Source organism: Roseibium suaedae (assembly GCF_900142725.1).
Taxonomy (GTDB): Bacteria; Pseudomonadota; Alphaproteobacteria; order Rhizobiales; family Stappiaceae; genus Roseibium; species Roseibium suaedae.
In genome coordinates this window covers 1234584-1255458 of the sequence record NZ_FRBW01000002.1, presented here as the reverse complement: position 1 = coordinate 1255458, position 20875 = coordinate 1234584, and the positions used below count along the sequence as shown (strand labels likewise).

The 20875-nt window shown below is 59.5% G+C and carries 17 protein-coding genes; 5 read left to right on the top strand and 12 right to left on the bottom strand.

Features of this window, described 5'->3' with window-relative positions; all coding sequences use genetic code 11:
• Window positions 1-6: 6 nt before the first annotated feature.
• The 6 genes from BUA94_RS12700 to BUA94_RS12675 form a co-directional block, all read right to left on the bottom strand.
• Window positions 7-1014: an ABC transporter permease subunit gene (locus tag BUA94_RS12700; RefSeq protein ID WP_073013878.1), complete on the bottom strand. Its 1008-nt coding sequence runs from the start codon at window positions 1012-1014 to the stop codon at window positions 7-9.
• 97 nt (window positions 1015-1111) lie between these two features.
• On the bottom strand, window positions 1112-2716 hold the full coding sequence (locus BUA94_RS12695) for an ABC transporter substrate-binding protein (protein WP_139251106.1): 1605 nt from the start codon (window positions 2714-2716) through the stop codon (window positions 1112-1114).
• Window positions 2717-3023: 307 nt separating this feature from the next.
• Window positions 3024-4511 carry a glycerol kinase GlpK gene (gene glpK, locus BUA94_RS12690; RefSeq protein ID WP_073013539.1) on the bottom strand — a complete coding sequence of 496 codons (1488 nt, stop codon included), beginning with the start codon at window positions 4509-4511 and terminating at the stop codon, window positions 3024-3026.
• Window positions 4512-4575: 64 nt separating this feature from the next.
• A complete protein-coding gene (gene glpD / locus BUA94_RS12685) occupies window positions 4576-6099 on the bottom strand; it encodes a glycerol-3-phosphate dehydrogenase (protein WP_073013538.1) in 1524 nt (507 codons plus the stop codon).
• Between the two features lie 138 nt (window positions 6100-6237).
• The gene (locus BUA94_RS12680) at window positions 6238-8631 is read right to left on the bottom strand and encodes a mechanosensitive ion channel domain-containing protein (RefSeq protein WP_073013537.1); all 2394 of its coding nucleotides are present in this window, start codon (window positions 8629-8631) and stop codon (window positions 6238-6240) included.
• A 141-nt stretch (window positions 8632-8772) separates the two neighbouring features.
• Entirely contained in the window at window positions 8773-10335 is a 1563-nt protein-coding gene (locus tag BUA94_RS12675) for an aldehyde dehydrogenase (NADP(+)) (RefSeq protein ID WP_073013536.1), read from the bottom strand.
• Window positions 10336-10537: 202 nt separating this feature from the next.
• On the opposite strand from BUA94_RS12675, the gene BUA94_RS12670 reads away from it, so the two are divergent.
• On the top strand, window positions 10538-11650 hold the full coding sequence (locus tag BUA94_RS12670; RefSeq protein ID WP_073013535.1) for a DUF2336 domain-containing protein: 1113 nt from the start codon (window positions 10538-10540) through the stop codon (window positions 11648-11650).
• A 34-nt stretch (window positions 11651-11684) separates the two neighbouring features.
• Here BUA94_RS12670 and BUA94_RS12665 read toward each other — a convergent pair whose 3' ends face one another.
• From BUA94_RS12665 to fliI, 4 genes are all read right to left on the bottom strand, one after another.
• Window positions 11685-12125 (bottom strand): paraquat-inducible protein A, encoded by a 441-nt coding sequence (locus BUA94_RS12665; protein WP_073013534.1) that lies wholly within the window; start codon window positions 12123-12125, stop codon window positions 11685-11687.
• A 90-nt stretch (window positions 12126-12215) separates the two neighbouring features.
• Window positions 12216-12656: a DsrE family protein gene (locus tag BUA94_RS12660; RefSeq protein ID WP_073013533.1), complete on the bottom strand. Its 441-nt coding sequence runs from the start codon at window positions 12654-12656 to the stop codon at window positions 12216-12218.
• A gap of 202 nt (window positions 12657-12858) precedes the next feature.
• Window positions 12859-13266, bottom strand: coding sequence for a flagellar export protein FliJ (gene fliJ, locus BUA94_RS12655; RefSeq protein WP_073013532.1), 408 nt, complete (start codon window positions 13264-13266; stop codon window positions 12859-12861).
• A 28-nt stretch (window positions 13267-13294) separates the two neighbouring features.
• Complete coding sequence (gene fliI / locus BUA94_RS12650) at window positions 13295-14620, bottom strand: flagellar protein export ATPase FliI (RefSeq protein ID WP_073013531.1); 1326 nt, start codon at window positions 14618-14620, stop codon at window positions 13295-13297.
• A gap of 373 nt (window positions 14621-14993) precedes the next feature.
• On the opposite strand from fliI, the gene ctrA reads away from it, so the two are divergent.
• Window positions 14994-15686: a response regulator transcription factor CtrA gene (ctrA, locus tag BUA94_RS12645; protein ID WP_073013530.1), complete on the top strand. Its 693-nt coding sequence runs from the start codon at window positions 14994-14996 to the stop codon at window positions 15684-15686.
• 86 nt (window positions 15687-15772) lie between these two features.
• The gene (locus BUA94_RS12640) at window positions 15773-16198 is read left to right on the top strand and encodes an EamA family transporter (protein ID WP_073013529.1); all 426 of its coding nucleotides are present in this window, start codon (window positions 15773-15775) and stop codon (window positions 16196-16198) included.
• Between the two features lie 8 nt (window positions 16199-16206).
• Here BUA94_RS12640 and BUA94_RS12635 read toward each other — a convergent pair whose 3' ends face one another.
• Window positions 16207-18297: an EAL domain-containing protein gene (locus BUA94_RS12635; protein ID WP_175558035.1), complete on the bottom strand. Its 2091-nt coding sequence runs from the start codon at window positions 18295-18297 to the stop codon at window positions 16207-16209.
• Window positions 18298-18531: 234 nt separating this feature from the next.
• On the opposite strand from BUA94_RS12635, the gene BUA94_RS12630 reads away from it, so the two are divergent.
• On the top strand, window positions 18532-19653 hold the full coding sequence (locus tag BUA94_RS12630; RefSeq protein WP_073013875.1) for an ATP-dependent DNA helicase: 1122 nt from the start codon (window positions 18532-18534) through the stop codon (window positions 19651-19653).
• 47 nt (window positions 19654-19700) lie between these two features.
• A complete protein-coding gene (locus tag BUA94_RS12625; protein WP_073013528.1) occupies window positions 19701-20063 on the top strand; it encodes a VOC family protein in 363 nt (120 codons plus the stop codon).
• A gap of 12 nt (window positions 20064-20075) precedes the next feature.
• On the opposite strand, the gene BUA94_RS12620 is transcribed toward BUA94_RS12625, so the two are convergent.
• Complete coding sequence (locus BUA94_RS12620; RefSeq protein WP_073013874.1) at window positions 20076-20864, bottom strand: class I SAM-dependent methyltransferase; 789 nt, start codon at window positions 20862-20864, stop codon at window positions 20076-20078.
• Window positions 20865-20875 lie beyond the last annotated feature (11 nt).

Below are 20875 nucleotides of genomic sequence, written 5' to 3'. Positions count from 1 at the left end.
TGGGGCTCACGTATGGCGGATGCGCGGGTTAACCAGGCCGTAGAGCAGGTCCACGATCAGGTTGACGATCATGATGATGGCGGCGATCAGCAGCAATCCGCCCTGCACGACGAAGTAGTCGCGGCGGGAAATGCTGTCGACCAGCCACTTGCCGATGCCCGGCCAGGAGAAGATCGTCTCCGTGAGGATCGCACCGGCGAGCAGCACGCCGACCTGCAGGCCGATCGTGGTGATCACGGGGATCAAGGCATTGCGAAGCGCATGAAGGCCGATGACCCGGCGGGGCGGCAGACCCTTGGCACGGGCGGTGCGGACATAGTCTTCGCCAAGCACTTCAAGCATGGCCGAGCGGGTCTGGCGGGCGATCACCGCAAGCGGGATCGTTGCCAGAACGATGGACGGCAGGATCAGGTGGCTGAGCGCCGAGGTGAAGGCGCCCTTCTGTCCGGACAGTAAGCTGTCGATCAGCATGAAACCGGTGACCTGCGGGAAGAAATACATCAGCGAGATGCGGCCCGAAACCGGGGTCCATTGCAGGATGCCGGAGAAGAGGATGATCAGCAGCAGGCCCCACCAGAAGATCGGCATGGAATAGCCGACGAGAGCCGTGCCCATGATCGCCTGGTCAGACACCGATCCGCGCTTCACGGCGGCGAAGATGCCGGCCGGGATGCCAAGACACACAGCGATGATGATGGCGCAGAAGGCGAGTTCGGCAGTTGCCGGAAACAGGGTCAGGAACTCGGTCAGAACCGGCTTCTTGGATGCAAAGGACGTTCCAAGGTCGCCGTGAAGCACATTGACCAGATAGTCCATATATTGCTGCCATTGCGGCTTGTCGAAGCCCATCTTGGCCATGAGTTCGGCCTTGCGGGCGGGGTCGATCCCGCGCTCGCCGGCCAGAAGTTCCAGCGGATCGCCCGGAAGAAGGCGGATGAAGCTGAACGCCACAAGAGTGACCCCGAAGAACGTCGGGATCAGCAATCCGATGCGGCTTAGAAGAAAACGAAGCATACCGTAGCCCGGGTATGAGGAGGCAGCCATCAAGGCGCCACAGAAACAGACAGGGCGCCGGCAGTGAGACCGCCGGCGCCCGAAGGGTCAGGAAACCTTACTCGGCGATGTCAACACCGTCGAACCAGTGACCACCAAGCGGATCCATGACGTAGCCGGAGACCTTGGAGGACATCGGCATGAACACCACGGAGTGCGCGATGGTCGCCCACGGAGCTTCCTTCTTGAACACGACCTGAGCTTCTTCATAGAGCTTGGTGCGTTCAGCCTTGTCGGAGACAACCTTGGCCTTCTGGATCAGATCTTCGAAGTCCTTGTTGCACCACTGTGCACGGTTGGAACCGCCCACACCGTCGCAGCCGAGCAGAACGCCCAGGAAGTTGTCCGGATCGCCGTTGTCACCGGTCCAGCCGAGCAGGACGGCGCCGTCACGGTCTTCAGCCTTCGAACGGTTGAGGTATTCACCCCATTCGTAGGAGACGATCTCGACAGTGACGCCGATCTTCGCGAAGTCGGCCTGCATGACTTCAGCCATGCGGCGGGCGTTCGGGTTATACGGACGCTGCACCGGCATCGCCCAGATCTTCATGGAAAGATCCTTGACGCCAGCTTCTTCGAGCATCTTCTTGGCCAGATCCAGATCGAACGCATCGTCTTCGATGGCGTCGTTATAGGACCACATCGTCGGCGGGATCGGGTTCTTGGCAGCCTGGCCGGAGCCCTGGAAGACTGCGTCGAGGATCGCCTGCTTGTTGATGGCGTGGTTCAGCGCCTTGCGGACTTCCGGCTTGTCGAACGGAGCCTGCTTGGTGTTGTAGGCTAGGTAGCCGACGTTCAGGCCCTGCTGTTCCATCATGGTCAGGTTGCTGTCGGCCTTGATGTCCGCAATGTCGGCCGGAGCCGGGTACGGCATCACGTTGCACTCGCCAGCCTTCAGCTTCTGCAGACGGACTGCAGCGTCGGTGGTGATTGCGAAGATCAGGTTGTCGATCGGCTGCTTGCCACCCCAGTAGTCGGCGAAAGCCTGGTATCGGATGACAGCGTCCTTCTGGTAGCCAACGAAGGAGAACGGACCGGTGCCGACCGGCTCCTGGTTCAGCATTTCCTTCTTGCCGGCAGCGTCAAGCTGAGCTGCATATTCGGCGGAGAAGATCGACGCGAAGTCCATCGCCAGGTTGGCGATCATCGGAGCTTCCGGACGGTTCAGGACGAACTTGACCGTGTAATCGTCAACCTTGACGATTTCCTTGATCAGGCTCGGCATGGACATGCTGTCGAAATATTCCCAAGCCGCGCCCTGGGTGTATTCGTGCCACGGGTTGTCCTTCTTGAGCTGGCGCTCGAAGGAGAACAGGACGTCATCGGCGTTGAATTCGCGGGTCGGGGTAAAGAAGCCCGTTGTGTGGAACTTCACGCCCTTGCGCAGGTGGAAGGTGTACTCGAGGCCATCCTCGGACACATCCCAGCTTTCAGCGAGGCCTGGCAGCACTTCGGTGGTGCCGCGCTTGAACTCGACCAGGCGGTTGTAAACCGGCTTGGAAGATGCGTCGAAGGTCGTTCCGGACGTGTAGAGAGCCGGATCGAACCCTTCCGGCGAGCCTTCCGAGCAATAGACCAGTGTCTTGGCGGACGCACCGGTTGCTGCAATTACGGCAAGGCTGGCACCCAGAAGGGCGGCCTTCAGGGTTTTCTGAATAGTCATCAAACTTGTCTCCCCTTGATGAAGGGTCCCTGGGCGGCGTCTTGGCGAAAAGTGGCGCTTTCAAGCCCGGGACTGGGCCAAACTAAGAGGGTTTTGCCAATAAAATCAACAGCGGAAATATTTCGAAAAAAGGCTCATTTGGGAAAAATAATTACTAGGTCAGCCATACTGTCGTAATGACGTGTTTGTCCGAAGTCATTCGTCGGAAACTTTACCCTGCTTTGGGTACTGTGCAGTACGCGCCTAATGGCATGATATATCAAATATAATTTGCCCCGCCGGGTGTTTGGCGGCGGGGCGTAACTGGTCAGTTCGACCGGGTGCGGCGTACGGCGTCGCGCCATCCGGCGAGCAATTTGTCGCGCTCGCCTTGCTCCATTTCCGGGGAAAATCTGCGGTCCAGGAGCCATTTGGCGGAAAATTCCGTTTGCCCGGGCCAAGCTCCCGCACGGGAACCTGCCAGCCATGCAGCACCAAGCGCGGTGGTTTCGGAGACCTTTGGCCGGTCGACCGGCGCGCCCAGAATGTCCGCGAGGAACTGCATGGTCCAGTTCGAGGCGGACATGCCGCCATCAACCCGCAGGACGGTCTGTCCCTGAGCCGACCAGTCCGCCTGCATGGCGTCGATAAGATCCCGGGTCTGGTAGCCGACACTTTCCAGCGCAGCGCGGGCAAAGTCATCCGGGCCGGTGGCGCGGGTGAGGCCATAGATGGCAGCCCGGGCATCTGCATCCCAATGTGGCGCGCCTAGGCCCACGAAAGCCGGAACCAGATAGATCTGCTGTTCGCGGCTGGAGCGTTCTGCCATCGCTTGGGTGTCGGAAGCCGAATTGATGATGCCGAGCCCGTCTCTAAGCCATTGAACGGTGGTGCCAGCGGCGAAGATCGAGCCTTCCAGCGCATAGGTGGTCTCACCATTCAGCCGGTAGGCAATTGTCGTCAGCAGCCGGTTTTGGGAAGAAACCGGTTCCTTGCCTGTGTTGATCAGCGCAAAGCATCCGGTTCCGTAGGTCGACTTGACCATGCCCGGTTCAAAACAGGCCTGGCCCAGTGTCGCCGCCTGCTGATCGCCGGCAACGCCAAGGATAGGCAGCGGGCGGCCGAAAAGATCTGCCCGGCTCATGCCGAAGTCGTCGGCGCAATCCTTGACCTCCGGGAGCATGGACATCGGTACGCCGATCAGGTCGCAGAGCTCTTCATCCCAGCAATTGTCGTGGATGTTGTAGAGCAGGGTGCGGGAGGCGTTGGTCGCGTCGGTGACGTGTTTCCCGCCGCCGGTCAGGTGCCAGATCAGCCAGGAATCCACTGTGCCAAACGCCAGTTCTCCGCGTTCTGCCCGGGCCCGTGCGCCTTCCACATTGTCCAGGATCCAGGCAACCTTGGTGCCTGAGAAATAGGGGTCAAGGATCAGGCCGGTCTTGGAGGTGATCAGCTTTTCCTTGCCGGCAGCCCGCAGCTTTGCGCAGACATCCGCCGTGCGCCGGTCCTGCCAGACGATTGCATTATAGACAGGCTTTCCGGTCTTCTTGTCCCAGACGACAGCCGTTTCACGCTGATTGGTGATGCCGATCGCGGCAATGTCTGCCACCGGGATGTGGGCGCGTTCCAGTGCCTCGCGGCAGACGGCAGCCGTGGTTGACCAAAGGTCTTCCGGGTCATGCTCGACCCAGCCGGAGCGTGGAAAATGCTGCGGGAACTCTTTCTGCCCGACGCTGATCGGCTGAAAATCGCTGCCGAATACGATCGCCCTGCTGGACGTTGTGCCCTGATCAATGGCCAGAATGGCGCCCGCCATGCGTTCCTCCTGATATCGTTTCGGTGGCCGGTCTTTGCCGGCTCACCGGGAAATTGTTTTCTCTTTATGCCGAGGCAGCGGTGCGGGCTGCAAGATGGTCTTTCAGGAAACCATCCAGGATAGCGGCTTCTTCCTTGCTGATCCGCAGTCCCAGCTTGGACCGGCGCCACAGGATATCATCCGCTGTGCGGGCCCATTCACGCTCAATCAGCCACAGGACTTCAACCTCATAAAGATCATGGCCGAAGTGACGGCCAAGGTCTGCCGGTGAAGAAATGCCATCAAGGATCATGCGGGCATCGGTACCGTAGGCACGCACGAGACGGGTCGCATGGGCTGGGCTCAGGATGGGGTGCGTTTCCTGCAGCCGTTGCACTTCCTGATCAAAGGACAGGACGGGGAAATTGCCGCCCGGCAGCGATGCTGCGGCAGTCCAGACGCCACTCTTGAAGGGAAGGAAGCCTTCCAGCTTTTCCAGCACGTGTTCGGCAAGCTTGCGGTAAGTGGTGATCTTGCCGCCGAAAACGGACAGGAGCGCGGGAGTGCCGTCTTCGCCGCCATCCAGCTCAAGAACATAGTCGCGGGTGGCTGCCTTTGCGTCCTTTGCGCCGTCGTCATAAAGCGGCCGGACGCCGGAATAGGTGTGCACGATGTCTTCCGGCTTGACCGGTTTTTCGAGATATTCGCTGACCGACCGGCAGAGGTAGTCGATCTCGTCTTTCGAGATGGTCACCTGGCCCGGATCGCTCTGGTGATCGACATCGGTTGTGCCGATCAGGGTGAAATCGGTTTCATAGGGAATGGCGAAGATGATCCGGCCATCGCCGTTCTGGAAGATGAAACAGCGGTCATGCTCGAACAGGCGCGGCACAACGATGTGGCTGCCCTTCACGAGCCGGACATTGGACGACCGGTTGACGCCAGCAACCCCGGACAGCATGGACGCGACCCAGGGACCTGCCGCATTGACGAGAACGCTTGCGGTCACGATGCGCTGAACGCCGGTCACGACGTCTTCCAGAGTGACAGACCAATGGCCGTTTTCCCGGCGGGCGCTGATGCATTTCGTCCGGGTCAGGATTTCCGCGCCGCGATCGGCTGCGTCGCGGGCATTCAGGGCAACCAGACGGGCATCATCCACCCAGCAGTCGGAATATTCGAAGCCTCGGCGGAACAGGCTTTTCAGCCCGCTGGAGAAAGGGGGCTTGTCCAGGCGCACGGTCCTGGTTGCCGGGAGCAGCTTGCGGCCGCCAAGGTGGTCATAGAGGAACAGGCCTAGCCGCAGCAGCCATGCCGGACGCAGATCCTTGTGGTGGGGCAGGATGAAGCGCAGCGGCCAGGCGATATGCGGGGCTGCGCGCCACAGAACTTCGCGCTCCTTGAGCGCCTTACGGACGAGATTGAACTCGTAATACTCAAGATAGCGCAGGCCGCCATGAATGAGCTTGGTTGAAGCGGACGAGGTCGCGCCTGCCAGATCGCCCATTTCGGCGAGAAGAACGCTTGCCCCGCGGCCGACTGCATCGCGGGCGATCCCGGTTCCGTTGATACCGCCACCAATGACGATAAGGTCGAATTCGGGTTTCATTAAAGCTTCTCCTGGATAGCGAAAAGGCGCGTCGATGTGAGAAAGCGAAAATAAAGCGAAACTGAATGAAATTCAATCAACGAAAAAGGCCGCCGGAGAATGTCCGGCGGCCTTTATGATTTGCGGGTGGCTCAGAGCTTACCGCGGTGCGGCGTCGTCATCCGCATCAAGGGCGTCATCATTTGCCTCATTCGGTGAATCCTTCACCGGACGGTCATTCGGCTCGTCCTTTGCCGCCTTGGATTTCTGCAGCTTCTCCACCGGAGCAGGTGCTGCAGAATGGTAGGTTACCTGCGGGAACGGGATTTCGATGCCTTGCTCGTCGAATACGTTCTTGACGTGCTCGTTGTAGGCGCGGCCAATCGCCCATTGTGAGCCCGGGAGCGTCTTGATCCGGGCGCGGATGTTGACAGCGGAATCGCCGAAGCTGGTGACCCCGTGCATTTCCAGATCCGCGATGATGTCCCGTCCGGCATCTGTTTCCCGCAGCCGGACAAAGGCTTCTTCCATGGCGGCCTTCGCCTTCTTGATGTCGGTGTCGTAGGACACGCCGATCAGGGACACATGGTAGGAGAAGTCCCGCATGAAGTTGGAAACGGTGTCGACGGCGGAGAAGGGAACGATATGGGTCGTGCCTTCCACGTCGCGCAACCGCACGGAGCGCACGGTCAGCCGCTCCACAGCACCGCTGATGCCGCCGACGGTGACCACATCCCCCTCGTTGATCGCATTCTCGATCTGGATGAAGGCGCCGGTGATGATGTCCTTCACGAGGGTTTGCGCACCGAAGGAAATCGCCAGACCGACAACACCGGCACCAGCGATCAGCGGGCCGATGTCGACGCCGATTTCCGAGAGGCCCAGCAGTGAGGCCATGACGATCACCACGACCGTGAAGGCGTTACGGAACAGCTGGAACAAGGTCCGTTCGCGTGCGGTGATGATGTAGCCTGCATGGCTGCGCAGGCGCATGTCGATCCAGGACATGACGGCCAGCCAGACCAGGAACGAAATCAGGAGCACGAGCGCTGCCGAGCTGTATCGATCGAGAATATCCCGTCCTGCCTGGGATCCAAGCCACTCAAACAGACCGATGGCACCCCAGATGTCCGCGAGGATCAGCAGGGTCGAAACAAAGACCAGGAAGCGGAACACCTTGAGCAGGCGCGGCACGAAGGCGTTCAGACGGGTCTCGAGTGCCGGGAGGTTTTCCTTCAGCTTCGGCGGAAGCCGGACACCGCCGACAATCGCGCGGGTCATCGCAAAGGACAGCATGAACCCGCCCAGGATGGTCAGCATCGAAAGGCCGGTTGCCTGCACGATGATGGATACCGCGTCGAAGGGGCGGGACAGCCAGACGCCGAGAACGACCAGAACATAGAGATAGGCGATCAGGTGCCAGAGACCCGCCAGGCCCCAGAGGCTGCGCTGGGCAATCTCGCTGTTCAGCGTTTCTGCATAGCTGCGGATGCCTGTTGTCACCCTGGAATGCTGACGGTGGACGGTGATGAGAAGATAGACTGTCGCGATCAGCACCACGAGAACGCGGACCGCGTTGCCGAGGACGAAGGAAATCGTCAGGTTCGCCACCGGTACGCCCAGCATCAGGCCGTAGCCGAGCAGGGTGATGATGAATCCGATATGGCGGCTCCAGATTGCTGCGGTGTCATCGCTGAATGGCAGGATGCGCAGGGGAGCCCGGTTGGGTGCAAAGACCATGCGCAGCACGACGCGGGCAAAGCCCGTGAGGAGGAAGGCGTTCAAGGCCAGGCTCTGGAGCAGGAAGCCGGAGCTCTGGCTGTTGCCGAAGACCGCGAGCGCTGCCGCATAGCCAGCCCCCCAGCCAATGACGACCGTGAGCACATCCGCGGCCGCTGTTACCAGAAGCAGCACGACACGCTTGACCCATCCGCCATACCCGGCGCGGGAGGCGTATTTTTTCAGCGTAAACTTAAGGACCTGCTGGCCGGCGTAGAACACAAGCAGAGCCGTGACCAGCACCACGGCAATCTCGATCAAGGCACTCTGGGCGCGCTCCCAGCGGATCTGCACTTCGCCCGTCGCCAGCAGGACAATGCCGTTCAGGGATTTGCCGATCATGGTCAGCGAATTGGCCAGGTCATCCGCGACAATGCGGGTCTTGTTGCCGAGCCAGACCGCGAAAGGTTCCTTGTCTTCCTCGGGCGTGGCTTCCGCTGCAGGAGTTTCTTCTTGCGCAGCTTGCTCTGCCGCTGCAGGGGCCGGTGTGGCTGTTGACGGCTGGGTGGCTGTGCCAGTGCCTGTGCCAGTGTTGGCGCCCGTGCCCGTGCCGCCTTCCTTCTTCAGCAGCTCGATCAGGGCCGAGCGGCCATTGGGATCCTGCAGAAGCTGAATGAGCGCTTCGCGGGCCGCCTCGGGCGAGGCTTGTGTGGTCGCGGAAGCGGAGGGTTGGGCTGCAGTGCTGCTTGCGGTCTGGGCAAAGGCGGCCGGGGCCGCGGTGCACAGGAGCAAGAGCGCGAGAAGTCCCGCCTTGAGGCGGTGGTGAAAGGTCATGCGCACGGTCCGGTTATATCTTGTCGGCTTCAGGAACAGCGAGGTAGCCAGGAGCTTACCTTTATTCCTTGGCGGAAAAATATAAGGCGGACATTCGAAGTGTCGAATGCCCGCCTCAATTCTTTTCAAGTCAGAGCGGGATCAGGACCGCTTGCCGTTATCCAGGTTCGGTACGGAGCTGCCATCGCGTGCGGCTTCCGGCAGCATGTCCTGGAGGAAGTTCTGGAAGGCGACCGGGCGCAGGAAGCGCTCGATAGCCTTGGTGCCGACAGAGGTCGAGCGCACGTCCGTCGAGGCCGGGTACGGGCCGCCATGCATCATTGCGTGGCAGACTTCCACACCCGTCGGGAAGTTGTTGCGCATCAGGCGGCCGGCCTTGCGTTCGACGACCGGCAGCAGCGGCAGGACCGCTTCGAGATCCGCATCATCCATGATGAAGGTTGCGGTCAGCTGGCCTTCCAGAGCCTTGGCAACTTCCAGAACGGCATTTGCGTCCGGGCAGGCAACGATGACGGCGGACGGGCCGAACACTTCTTCATGAAGGTCCGGGTTTGCCAGCCAGGTGGCGCTGTCCACTTCGAAAACCGCAGGAGACACGTCACAGGCGCCGCCTTCGGCAACACCCTTCAGCTTCACATTGGCCTTGCCGTTCTTGATGCGGGCATCAATGGCGCTCTGATAGGCCTTGGCAATGCCGGCTGTCAGCATGGTCTGGGCCGGAACTGCACCAAGAGCCTCGCAAGCGGCGTTGGTGAAGGTGTCGAGGTCCGGACCGGCAATTGCAATCACGAGGCCCGGGTTGGTGCAGAACTGGCCAACGCCCATGGTGAGCGACTGTGCCCAGCCTGCGCCGACTTCAGCTGCGCGCGAGCCAAGAGCTGCGGGCAGAAGGAAGGTCGGGTTGACGGATCCCAGTTCGCCGTAGAACGGGATCGGCTCAGGACGGGAAACGGCCAGATCGAACAGGGCGCGGCCGCCGCGCAGAGAGCCGGTAAAGCCGATGGCCTTGATCAGCGGATGGGTGACAAGAGCGCCGCCCGAAGCCTGGCTCGCACCTTGAATGAGACCGAAGGTGCCGCTCGGCATGCCGCATTTCTCGATAGCGACGCGAATGGCTTCGGCAACAAGTTCGGCTGTGCCGGCATGGGCCGGGTGGCCCTTGACCACGACAGGGCAACCTGCGGCCAGAGCGGAGGCGGTATCGCCACCTGCGGTGGAGAAGGCCAGCGGGAAGTTGGATGCACCGAAGACGCCAACCGGGCCAATGGCCTTGAGCATCAGGCGGATGTCGGGGCGGGGCAGGGGCTGACGGTCAGGCATCGCACGGTCGATGCGGACGTCGAAGCAGGAGCCTTCCTCGATCCAGTCGGCAAACAGGCGGAGCTGGCCGGTGGTGCGGCCGCGTTCGCCGTTAAGGCGGGCTTCCGGAAGAGCCGTTTCCTTGTTCGCAGTTTCCGTCAGGGCCGCGCCGCGGGCTTCGATCTCATCCGCAATCGTGCGGAGAAATTTTGCGCGTTCAGCGGTGGAGGTTGCGCTATAGGCAGCAAAGGCGCGTTCAGCAGCTTCAGCAGCCTTTGCAACGGTTGCCTGATCGGCGTCCCATACGGATTCCTGGAGGACATCACCTGTCGCTGGGGAAACCGTTTTGAACGTGCTTCCACCCTCAACCCAAGCGCCGTCAATCAGATGTTTTCCACTCAGCATCGTATCCTATCCCGTTTGAAATTAATCAAAATCAGTGCACAGTAGACTTAAAGCTCGTGCGGTCGGGACAAAGGCTTAACCGGTTTGAGCTGTGCTCGCCACCCACTTTGCAAAAAACAGATCTGATCTGTCGGTTTGCGTCTTCAGATTTTACTCTTCACTAACTCGCGTCCTAATAGGTTTAGGCAAACGGAGTTTTACCATGTCAGTGCAGCTGCTCGGATTGGCAAGCGACAAGTCCGCGAAATCGCGGGACACGCTTCTTGTTGCCCTGACTGACATGTATGTGCAGGGAATTGAGCGCCGGACCCCTTCTGAAGCGGAAATCTTCGGCGAAGTCGCGCTGCTGCTTTACCAGGAAATTTCCGAGAAGAGCCGTGCAGCGCTGTCCACGAAGCTTGCGCCTTTCATTCAGACGCCTCTTCCTCTCGCGATGGCTTTTGCCACGGACGCCATTCGCGTTGCGACACCAGTCCTGGAAAAATATCCCGGGTTTCAGCAGGAGCATCTGGAAGACCTCGCCGGTAAACTCGACGACAGCCATCTTCAGGTGCTTTCGCGCCGCGATGATCTCGGTCAGAAGGCGTCCCAGATCCTCGCAGAACGCGGCAGCAAGGTGGTCCGCCGGATCCTTGCCGGGAACCGCGAGATTGAACTTTCCAGACTGACCCTGCGGGCTCTGGTCAAGCATGCGATCCAGGACATTGTCCTCAGGGAAGATCTTGCGCTGCGCGCTGATCTGACCCCTTCCATCTGCCAGATGCTTTTGCCCTCGGTGACGGGAGAGACGGCCGCCCATCTGAAGAAGATGATCAACGGTTCGATTACCCAGGAAGATTTGGATCAGATCGGGCGTTTGCGTCAGGTCCGGCGCAAGATCGGGGTCAATCTCGACAATCCGGACGTTGCCGGCCTTCTGCGTTTCTGCAAGCAGAATGACATTTCCGCTGATGATCTCTCTGTCCTGCTGGTTCAGGACAAGAGGCTGTCACACGCTACGGATCTGCTGGCCTTCCGCTGTGGAATTCCGCCGGTTACGGCCCGCAATGCGCTTTTCAATGGCGACCGGGACGACGTGATCGGCATGGCCCGCAAGGCGGGCATGTCTCTGGATGCCTTCTCCATGTTGGCAAAGGCCCGGTGTGATCACTTGCGCATCCCCATGTCGCAGGCCGGTGACTGGATCGCTGCCTATGTTCAGGCAACCGGCAACAACCGGCCGCAGCTTGCTCAGCGGGCGAGAGGCGAATTTGCGGCCAAGCGCAAACCAAAGCTTCGCAACGGTCAGCCGCGCACTCCGATCCGGACGCTTTGATTGCCTCAAATCGGACGGGCGTTTTGCCGGGTTCCTAGCGGGACTGGCTTTTGGCGAGGAAGGCAGTGAACGCCGTGCCGATGGTGGCTGCAGCGTAGAACCACAAGCCTGGCAGCACGCTTGCCTCTGCAAGGCCGCTGGTCTTGGCAGCGAACAGCACCAGCGCCACCAGCATCACATCAAGCATCGACCATTTGGAGACCGCCGCCAGAAGGCCAAGTGACCGGCTTTTCCCGCCGGACAGGGCGGCTACATGGGTGAGTACGATCTTGGCAGCCGGAAAGCCGATCGAGAAAGCGGCGACCAAGGCGGTCAGCAGATATTCCTGATCCTGATAGAGGCTCAGAACCATGTCGATCAGGGACGGGCGGTCTTCCAGTAACAGCAGCCTCTCGAACCGCATGAGCGGCAAGGTCAGTCCCAGCGCAAAGCTGAAGGTCGACAGGGGCAACAGGAAGGCAATCAAGAAGCGCATGGAAACCTGTCCGGAGGGGCAAAGTTTGATGCGCGGCTATAGCACTTCACTTTGTCGGGCGCAAAATGGCTCATGCAGTTACGGCACCGGTCAGGGGCGAACGTAAGAAAATCCCTGTTCCTGCAACTCCATAAGCCGCGCAACTCCGGAGGGTACGATTTGCGCCTCGCTCATCAGTGGAACGTCGTGGCCTTCCGCCTTGGACATGGACTCGTAGGTGTTGCCACAGGCGGAAAAGGTGATCGAGGGGATCTCCAGGCTCATGGCTGAAATGCGGTGGCGTACCGGGCTCTTGTCATCCCGCAGCATGATCAGTCCAGGACCGTAGGCGACAATCTCGATCTCGACAGTGTCACCCTTGGAGGCGAAATACTTCTGAACATTCTCGGCATTGCTCAAGGCCATGTTCATGACGGTCGGGTCGCTTTCATTCACATGGAGCGCCAGCTTGTGGTGCGCGCCTTCCGCATGTGCGGCACCCAACGGAAGCAGGACCAAGAGGAATAGCGAGAAAGCCAGATGGCGCAGCATGCGGGTCTCCCTGGGGCGGTGTCTTCTGTTTTCGTTTCGACATGAGGCCAATCCCCACGCGACCGCAGAAGAATGCCCGTTTTCAGGGCAATTCACCGATCATGTTTTTGTGAGTTTAAATATTTGGGTAAGCCGAAATATGCCGCAGCCCGATGACAAGGGGATGGCTCAAGGCTTTCTGGCAGGCTTGCAGAGAGCCGCGTTAACGGACGCGCGCTCTGCCTGCGATCTCGTCGAGCTGATCCTGCTCTGTGGCTTCCTGGGCGCTGCGTTCACGCTGCTGGTCACGCTCTTCCAGCTGCTCGAACTTCTTCAGCTCTTCGATCGCTTCGTTCAACTCGTCGCGTGCCCGCTCAAGCTGCTCATCCAGCTCAAGTGCCGAGTTGCGCAGGTTGTCACGGCGGGTGGCGGCTGCCTTGGCGAAAGTCGGATAGGCGAAATGGCCCACGTCCGTAATGCCGACGCGTTCCTGTTCGGATCGAATCTGATCGTCCAGTTCATCAGCCATGCGGTTGAATTCCGCAATCATGGCTTCGATCTGGCTCAATTGCCGGCGCTTGTCATCTACCTGAAATCGCTTCAGACGAATGAGGCTGTCTCGGGTCTTCATAACTCAATACTCCCCTAGCAAACGCATCCTAGCCCGGAGTCATTTCCAAAAGGTTGGCGAGTTCAGAATATCCATCTGCAAGAGACGTCGCCTCGTCCTTGCGCTGATTCAGGAAGGCTTCCATCGGCCCAAACCGGCGGATTGCCTCGTCTACCGTGGGGTCTGATCCCTTGCGATAGGCCCCAAGACGGATGAGTTCCTCCATGTCCGTATATGTGGACAAGAGCTGCTTTGCCTTGCGCAGGACGGGAAGCTGTTCTTCCGGAACACAGCGCGGCATGGTTCTCGAAACCGACTTTAGCACATTAATTGCCGGGTAGCGGCCCCGTTCTGCAATAGCACGTTCCATCACGATGTGGCCGTCCAGAATGCCGCGCACCGCATCTGCGACAGGCTCATTGTGATTGTCGCCTTCCACCAGCACAGTGAAAAGACCGGTGATCGAGCCGGTTCCAACCCGGCCAGGGCCTGCCCGTTCCAATAGTCTCGGAAGCTCCGTGAAGACCGTCGGCGTATAGCCCTTGGAGGTCGGCGGCTCGCCGATGGAGAGACCAATCTCGCGCTGGGCCATGGCAAAGCGGGTGATGGAATCCATCATGCACAGGACGTTCTGGCCCTCGTCGCGGAAATGTTCCGCGACCGTCATGGACAGATAGGCAGCCTGACGCCGCATCAGAACGCTCTCGTCGGACGTGGCAACGACAACGACGGACCGGGCAAGACCTTCTTCGCCCAGATCGTCCTCGATGAACTCCTGCACTTCGCGGCCACGTTCGCCAATCAGTCCGATGACGGAGATATCGCAATCCGTGTTGCGGGCGAGCATCGACATGAGCACCGACTTGCCGACACCCGAGCCTGCGAAAATGCCCATGCGCTGACCTTCGCAGCAGGTGACGAAGGTGTTAAGGGCCCGGACGCCCAGATCCAGCGGCCCGCCCACACGTGAGCGTTCAGATGCAGGAGGCGGATTGCTTCGCAGTTTGCGGGGAACTGCTCCGCCGGGAAGCTCTCCCTTGCCGTCGATAGGTTCGCCCAGGGCATTAATAACCCGGCCCAGCCAGGCATTGGACGGGTGGACGACGCTGTCGCGGGCGCTGATGACCGCCTTGCAGCCCATACGGACCCCTTCCAGCCCTGAAAAGGGCATACAGAGGGCGCGTTCATCGCGGAATCCGACGACTTCTGCGGGGACCTTCGGGTTATCTTCGCCGCTGTCGATCAGCAGCCTGGATCCAACGCTCATTTCATGAACGGGACCGGCAACCTCGACGAGGAGCCCCTGAACGGCGGCCACCCGGCCGTAGATTTCGGTCGCCATAAGCGAATCAATCTCGGCAAAAAGCGACTTCACGCGGAATTCCTTTCAAAAGGCTCGGCTTGGTAACCTATCGTTTACGTCTCTGCTTAATCTTAATGAACGGAACGTTGACAGGCGAGAGCGCCTTTACACAGTCCAAAGGCTTTGTGGAAATGAGTCTGGCAGGAGTCACTTACGGCGACTTCCTAAACCAAGACTTTAAGAGGCTTAGATCCCGGTTTTAATTGGGGATTCAAGCCCTTGGGTATTGTGCACAGATTTGGCTCCTTAGGGCTTGCCGCTACGAATTAGATTTTGTTAACCATTAACGACTAGCTTTCGAGTCGGGGTTAAAGGCAGTCCTTCGTAGCAGGCACCGACAGAGCCGTTGCGACTTGCCTAGGAAAGGCAACATAAGGGGATTGGCATGCGTGTATTGTTGATTGAGGATGACAGCGCGACAGCACAGAGCATTGAGCTGATGCTGAAATCCGAGAACTTCAACGTCTACACGACAGATCTTGGCGAGGAAGGTATCGACCTCGGCAAGCTGTACGATTACGACATTATCATGCTGGATTTGAACCTCCCGGACATGTCCGGCTATGAGGTTCTCCGGACGTTGCGCGTCTCCAAGGTGAAGACGCCGATCCTGATCCTCTCCGGTAACGCCGGTATCGAGGACAAGGTTCGCGGCCTGGGCTTCGGCGCAGACGATTACATGACCAAGCCGTTCCACAAGGACGAACTGGTCGCTCGTATCCACGCGATCGTCCGCCGCTCCAAGGGTCATGCACAGTCCGTGATCGTGACCGGCGACCTGCGTGTTAATCTGGATACCAAGACCGTTGAAGTGGGTGGCCAGCGCGTTCACCTGACCGGCAAGGAATACCAGATGCTCGAGCTGCTTTCCCTGCGCAAGGGAACGACGCTCACCAAGGAAATGTTCCTGAACCACCTCTACGGTGGCATGGACGAGCCGGAACTGAAGATCATCGACGTCTTCATCTGTAAGCTGCGCAAGAAGCTGGCTGCGGCGACCTCCGGCAAGAACTACATCGAAACCGTCTGGGGCCGTGGCTACGTGCTGCGCGAGCCGGACGTGGAAGTTGCAGCCTAAGCAGCTTCATTTGATCCGATCTTCTGGAAACCCCCGTCCTTGTGGCGGGGGTTTTCGTTTATGCTGATGTTTGGCTAGGAGCGATCATGCGCGATACATGGCAATTATGGGCAGTTCTGGCAGCGATCTTTGCAGCCGCGACGGCGCTTCTTGGCAAGCTCGGGGTCAATGAGATCGGCTCGAACCTGGCAACTTTCATCCGGACCATTGTGATTCTGGGTCTGACCGGAGCGATTGCCGTTGCTGCCGGTGAAATGAAGGGCGTCTCTGAACTTTCGGCCAAGGGAACGATGTTCCTGGTCTTGTCAGGTCTTGCGACCGGGGCGTCCTGGCTCTGCTATTACCGCGCGCTCAAGATGGGAACCGCCTCGCAGGTGGCTCCGGTCGACAAGCTGAGTGTCGTCTTTGTCGCCATCCTCGGCACCTTGTTTCTGGGCGAAAGTCTCAGCCTGAAGGCCTGGGCGGGCGTCGTGCTGATCGCTGGCGGTGCCTTGCTGGTCGCCCAGGGCTGAGGTTGGTATTACATGCAGCACGGGCGCCGACCATTCCCGTCTTTCTCCAGCCTCGTCAGGATCTCTTCCGGCGCGACCGGCCGGCCGAAATAGTAGCCCTGCAGTTCCTCGGCTCCGAGTTCGATCATCTGATCGGCAATTTCCCGGGTCTCGATACCTTCCGCGACAATAGCTGCCTTCATCACCTTGCACATTGCAATGATCGCCTGAATGAGACCCGCATTGGCGGGCAGGCCCATCACGAGGCTCCGGTCGATCTTGATGTAGTCGACGGCCATTTCGCTGAGTCGGGCGAAATTCGAATACCCGGTTCCGAAGTCGTCAATGGCGATGGTGACGCCCAGAGCGCGGACCTCTGTGAGGTTGTTGCGAATGATTTCCCCGCTATCAACAACCAGCGTTTCGGTCAGTTCAAGCTCCAGCTCCGAGCCGCAGCAGCCGTGCTTTTCCAGTTCTGCACGCACGAAGGCATGGAAATCGGGTTCCTGCAATTGGCGCTGGGAAACGTTCACGGAAATCCGGCTCTGGTGCCCTGCTTTCTTCATCTGTTGCAGGAACTTCAGCGCTTGCCGAAGCACCTTTGCCCCAAGTTCGACAATCAGGCCTGACTTCTCACAAAGCGGGATGAACTCGGATGGCAGGACAAGACCGCGGCGCGGGTGCTGCCAGCGGACGAGAGCTTCCAGTGTCTCGATCTTTTCCGTGCGCGCATTGATACGCGGCTGGAAATGCACGGTGAACTGGTCCTTGGAAAGGCCCTCGCGCAAACTGGTGAGGTTCTCCAATTCGCTCTCGAACTGAGCATAGAATTGAGGTTCGAAGGTGCAAAAGCGGTTCCGGCCCTCTTCCTTCGCACTGTACATGGCCAGGTCAGCGAATTGCATCAGCTTCTGCAGCTCGGAAGAATGTTCCGGCCAGCGGGCGATGCCGATGCTTGGCGTCACGGCTAGCTTTCGGCCTTCCGATCGCACGGGGATGGCAAGCTCCTTGACCAGAAGCTCTGCTTTTGCGGTGAAAGCTGCCGGATCGGTTGCAGGGCTTAGGATCAGGAACTCGTCGCCGCCCAGCCGGACCACAGCATCTTCCGCATTCAGGATCTTTTTCAACCGGCCTGCGATGCGGATCAGCATCGTATCGCCATAGGTGTGACCCAGCGTATCGTTGATGGACTTGAACTGGTCCAGGTCGATGAAGAAAAGCCCGATGATCTGGCCGTGTTTTTCCGCGCGGCTCTTCATGTCGGTGAACATCTGGGGCAGGCCGAGCCGGTTCGGCAAGCCGGTCAAGGCATCATTATAAGCTTGCCCCTTGGCACGCGCTTCCGCTGCCTTGAGTTCGCTGACGTCACTCTCGCTGACGAGGATCGAGGGGCATCCGGAAACCGGGTCGAAGCAGTTCCGGGCAGTGATCTCGTGCCATCTCTTGCCCTCGGCCGTCTGCATGCGTGCGATCAGACAAACCTCTCCAGAGGCTTCCAGAGAGATGCGCAGCTTGCTGTAATCCGACTTCCGCGCAAAGCGGTCTTTCAATTGATCCGAATTGGTATCAAAGGCCCTGCGGGAAGCTGGATTGAGATAGAGCGTGTGTCCATCCTGATCATGAAGGGAAATCATCAGCTGAGTGTGCAGCAGGGCATTCGTGCTCCTGAGAGCTTCGTGCTGGTTTTCGCTCTCCCGATGGGCTTCGCACAGCATGCCCATTCTATTGCCGCCCTCAAGTGGATATCCGGACATCCGGACCCTGATGGGGGTTGGCTTGCCATTTGGATAGAGGGTCCAGATCTCCTGGAACACGGCCTTGCGGGAGATGAAATCCGACTGATGCTGCTCCAGCCTGCGCTTCACAGCAGGCGACATGTCTTTTCCCAGTTCGCGGCCGCACAACTCTTCGCAACTGGTGGCGTCCCAGATGCTCAAGGCAGCGGAATTGGCCCAGAGAACCTGAGATTGGTCGATATCGAAAACCCAGACGCCAACTTCCAGCCGATCGGCGATGGCAGGCAGATGGCGCGCTTCGAAGCCTCTTTCAGGCTCTGCAACAGCAAAATCTGCGGCGTCGAGGTCGTCTGTCGATTGTAAGGTGGCAAGTGAAAAGGACAATGTCCGCAACCCCGGCTCAATGAATAAAGTCAATCTGATCAATAATGACTGAACGTAAGACTTTGACCTGTCTGGACTCTTAATCCGCGCGGATTTGACGAAATGTGCTGAACAAAACGTCAATGCGAACGCGGAAAATCGGTTCGTCAGGGCAAACGGACCGTGCCTTTGCCATGGTGTGCCACCGGAAATCAGGTTATGGACGGAACGCACGGAACGAAACGGGAATCATCCATGGCCTGGTCACCGGAACAGGAAAAAGCACTGAGTGAAACCTCGCGCTGGCTGAAGCGCGGTGACAAGCAGGTTTTCCGGCTGTTCGGCTTTGCCGGAACGGGCAAGACCACGCTTGCCCGGCACCTGGCAGAGGGCATTGATGGCGACGTCTGCTTTGGTGCCTTCACGGGCAAGGCTGCTCATGTTCTGCGTCAGAAGGGCTGTGAGGATGCGGGCACTATTCATTCGCTGATCTACCGCCCCCGCTCCGCCAAGGAGGAGGAAGAGGTGGAAGACGATGCGGATGACAATGGTCCGCAGTTTGCCATCAAACGCGACAGTGCGGCGGCTTCCGCCAGCCTGATCGTGATCGATGAATGCTCCATGGTGGATGAGGATCTGGGCAAGGACCTTCTGTCTTTCGGTACACCGGTGCTGGTGCTTGGTGACCCGGCCCAGCTGCCTCCGGTCAAGGGCGGCGGCTATTTCACCGAAGCCGAGCCGGATGTGATGCTGACCGAGGTACACCGTCAGGCGCAGGACAATCCGATCGTCCGTATGTCCATGACAATCCGCGAAGGCGGAACGCTGGATTACGGCACCTTTGGCGAGAGCCAGGTGATCAGCCGCCGGGACATCGACAAGGAGCGGATCCTGTCCGCCGATCAGGTTCTGGTCGGCACCAACAAGACGCGCCGTCTGTACAATGGCCGCATCCGCGAGCTGAAGGGCTTTTCAACCCCGATGCCTGCCGTCGGTGACAAGCTGGTCTGCCTGCGCAACGACAAGACCAAGGGCCTGCTGAATGGCGGGCTCTGGTCGGTCAAGCAGCTGCGCCCGCCGCGTGGCAACACGCTGCGCTTTGACGTGATCCCGGAAGATGAGGCAGGCAAGCATACGGTGAAGGTGCGGGTTCTGCCGGCCATGTTCGAGGAGGGCGCGGACGCGATCCCCTATGCCATCCGTCGCAAGGCCGACGAGTTCGACTATGGCTATGCGCTCACCGTTCACAAGTCGCAGGGTTCCCAGTGGGACGATGTGGTTCTGTTCGACGAAAGCTGGGCTTTCCGTGAGCACCGCGACCGCTGGCTCTACACGGCCGTGACACGGGCAGCCGAGCGCATTACCGTGGTGAGGTAACGAACAGTCGCAGTCCCCCTGCTGGCTGCCACGCCCGAGGGAAGGACATGCCGCTCAATCGCATCACGCTCTACACCCGCGACATTGAAGAAAGCGCCCGGTTCTATGCCGCGCATTTCGGTTTCGAGGTGTTTCGGGAAGAGGGCGACCGGATCGTGGAACTGGTGCATCCGGAAGGTGGCGCAATCCTCATGCTGCATCCCGCTGCCAAGTCCCAGAAGAAGGGACAGGCATTGGTCAAGCTCGGTTTTGATATCGAGGACGTTGCAGGGTTTTGTGCGGAGCGGGCCGAAGCCGGACTGGCTTTCGGTCCGCTGCACAAAGGGGATGGCTATGTCTTCGCCAATGCCAAGGATCCGGACGGAAATTCGATCTCCGTCACCAGCCGGTTCTTCCGATCCCGGGTTTAGGCCCTTTTCCCGCTACGCAGGTTTGCGCGCCCGGATCTGAAGGAAGATCGGCACGACCCTGGTGTCCTCGACTGTTGGAACCCGGCGGGCCGTTTCCTCATCTGCTCGTGGCTCGTTGATTTCCTCGATGTGAAAGCCTGTCCGGCAAAGAGTGTTGATCCAGGTCGACAAGGTCCTGTGGAAGCGTGGCACCTGAAAGGGTTCCAGCGTCGCCTTCATCTCCTGCGGCACCTGACCGAAGGTCCAGGTGTCGATCTCCCCATCCGTCTCGCGGAAATAATCTCCGACCATCCGGCCGTAGGAGAGGCCATCTGCTCCGCGCAGGTTCTTTGTTACGGGCGGCACGAAACATGGGTGCAGAATCGAAAACTGAAGGAAGCCGCCGGGTTTGAGGATACGGAAGGCTTCCGCGATGGCCTTTTCCGGCTGGGGAACGTCCATCAAGCTCATGAATGCGGTGGCAAAGTCATAAGTGCCGTCCGGTTCATCAAGAGCCGTCGCGTCGCCATGGCGATAGTGGATGCCGAGCGGGGTCTGGGTTTCGCTCTCCTGGGCATGGCGCAGGAAGGTTGGGGCAATGTCCACGCCATGGAGGCTTGCGCCAAGAGCCGCGAGCTTGCGGGTGTTGCTGCCTTCGCCGCAGCCGATGTCGATGCCAGTGAGGCCGCCGATGTCTGGCAGGATACGGAGGAACTCAGGCGTGTTCAGGGCATCGCGATACTGGTCATATCCGGCTCGGGCCAGACGGGTCCAGGTTTCCGCGTTCCCTTCCCAATAACGGGCGACTTCAGAGGATTTCATGGTTTCGTCCT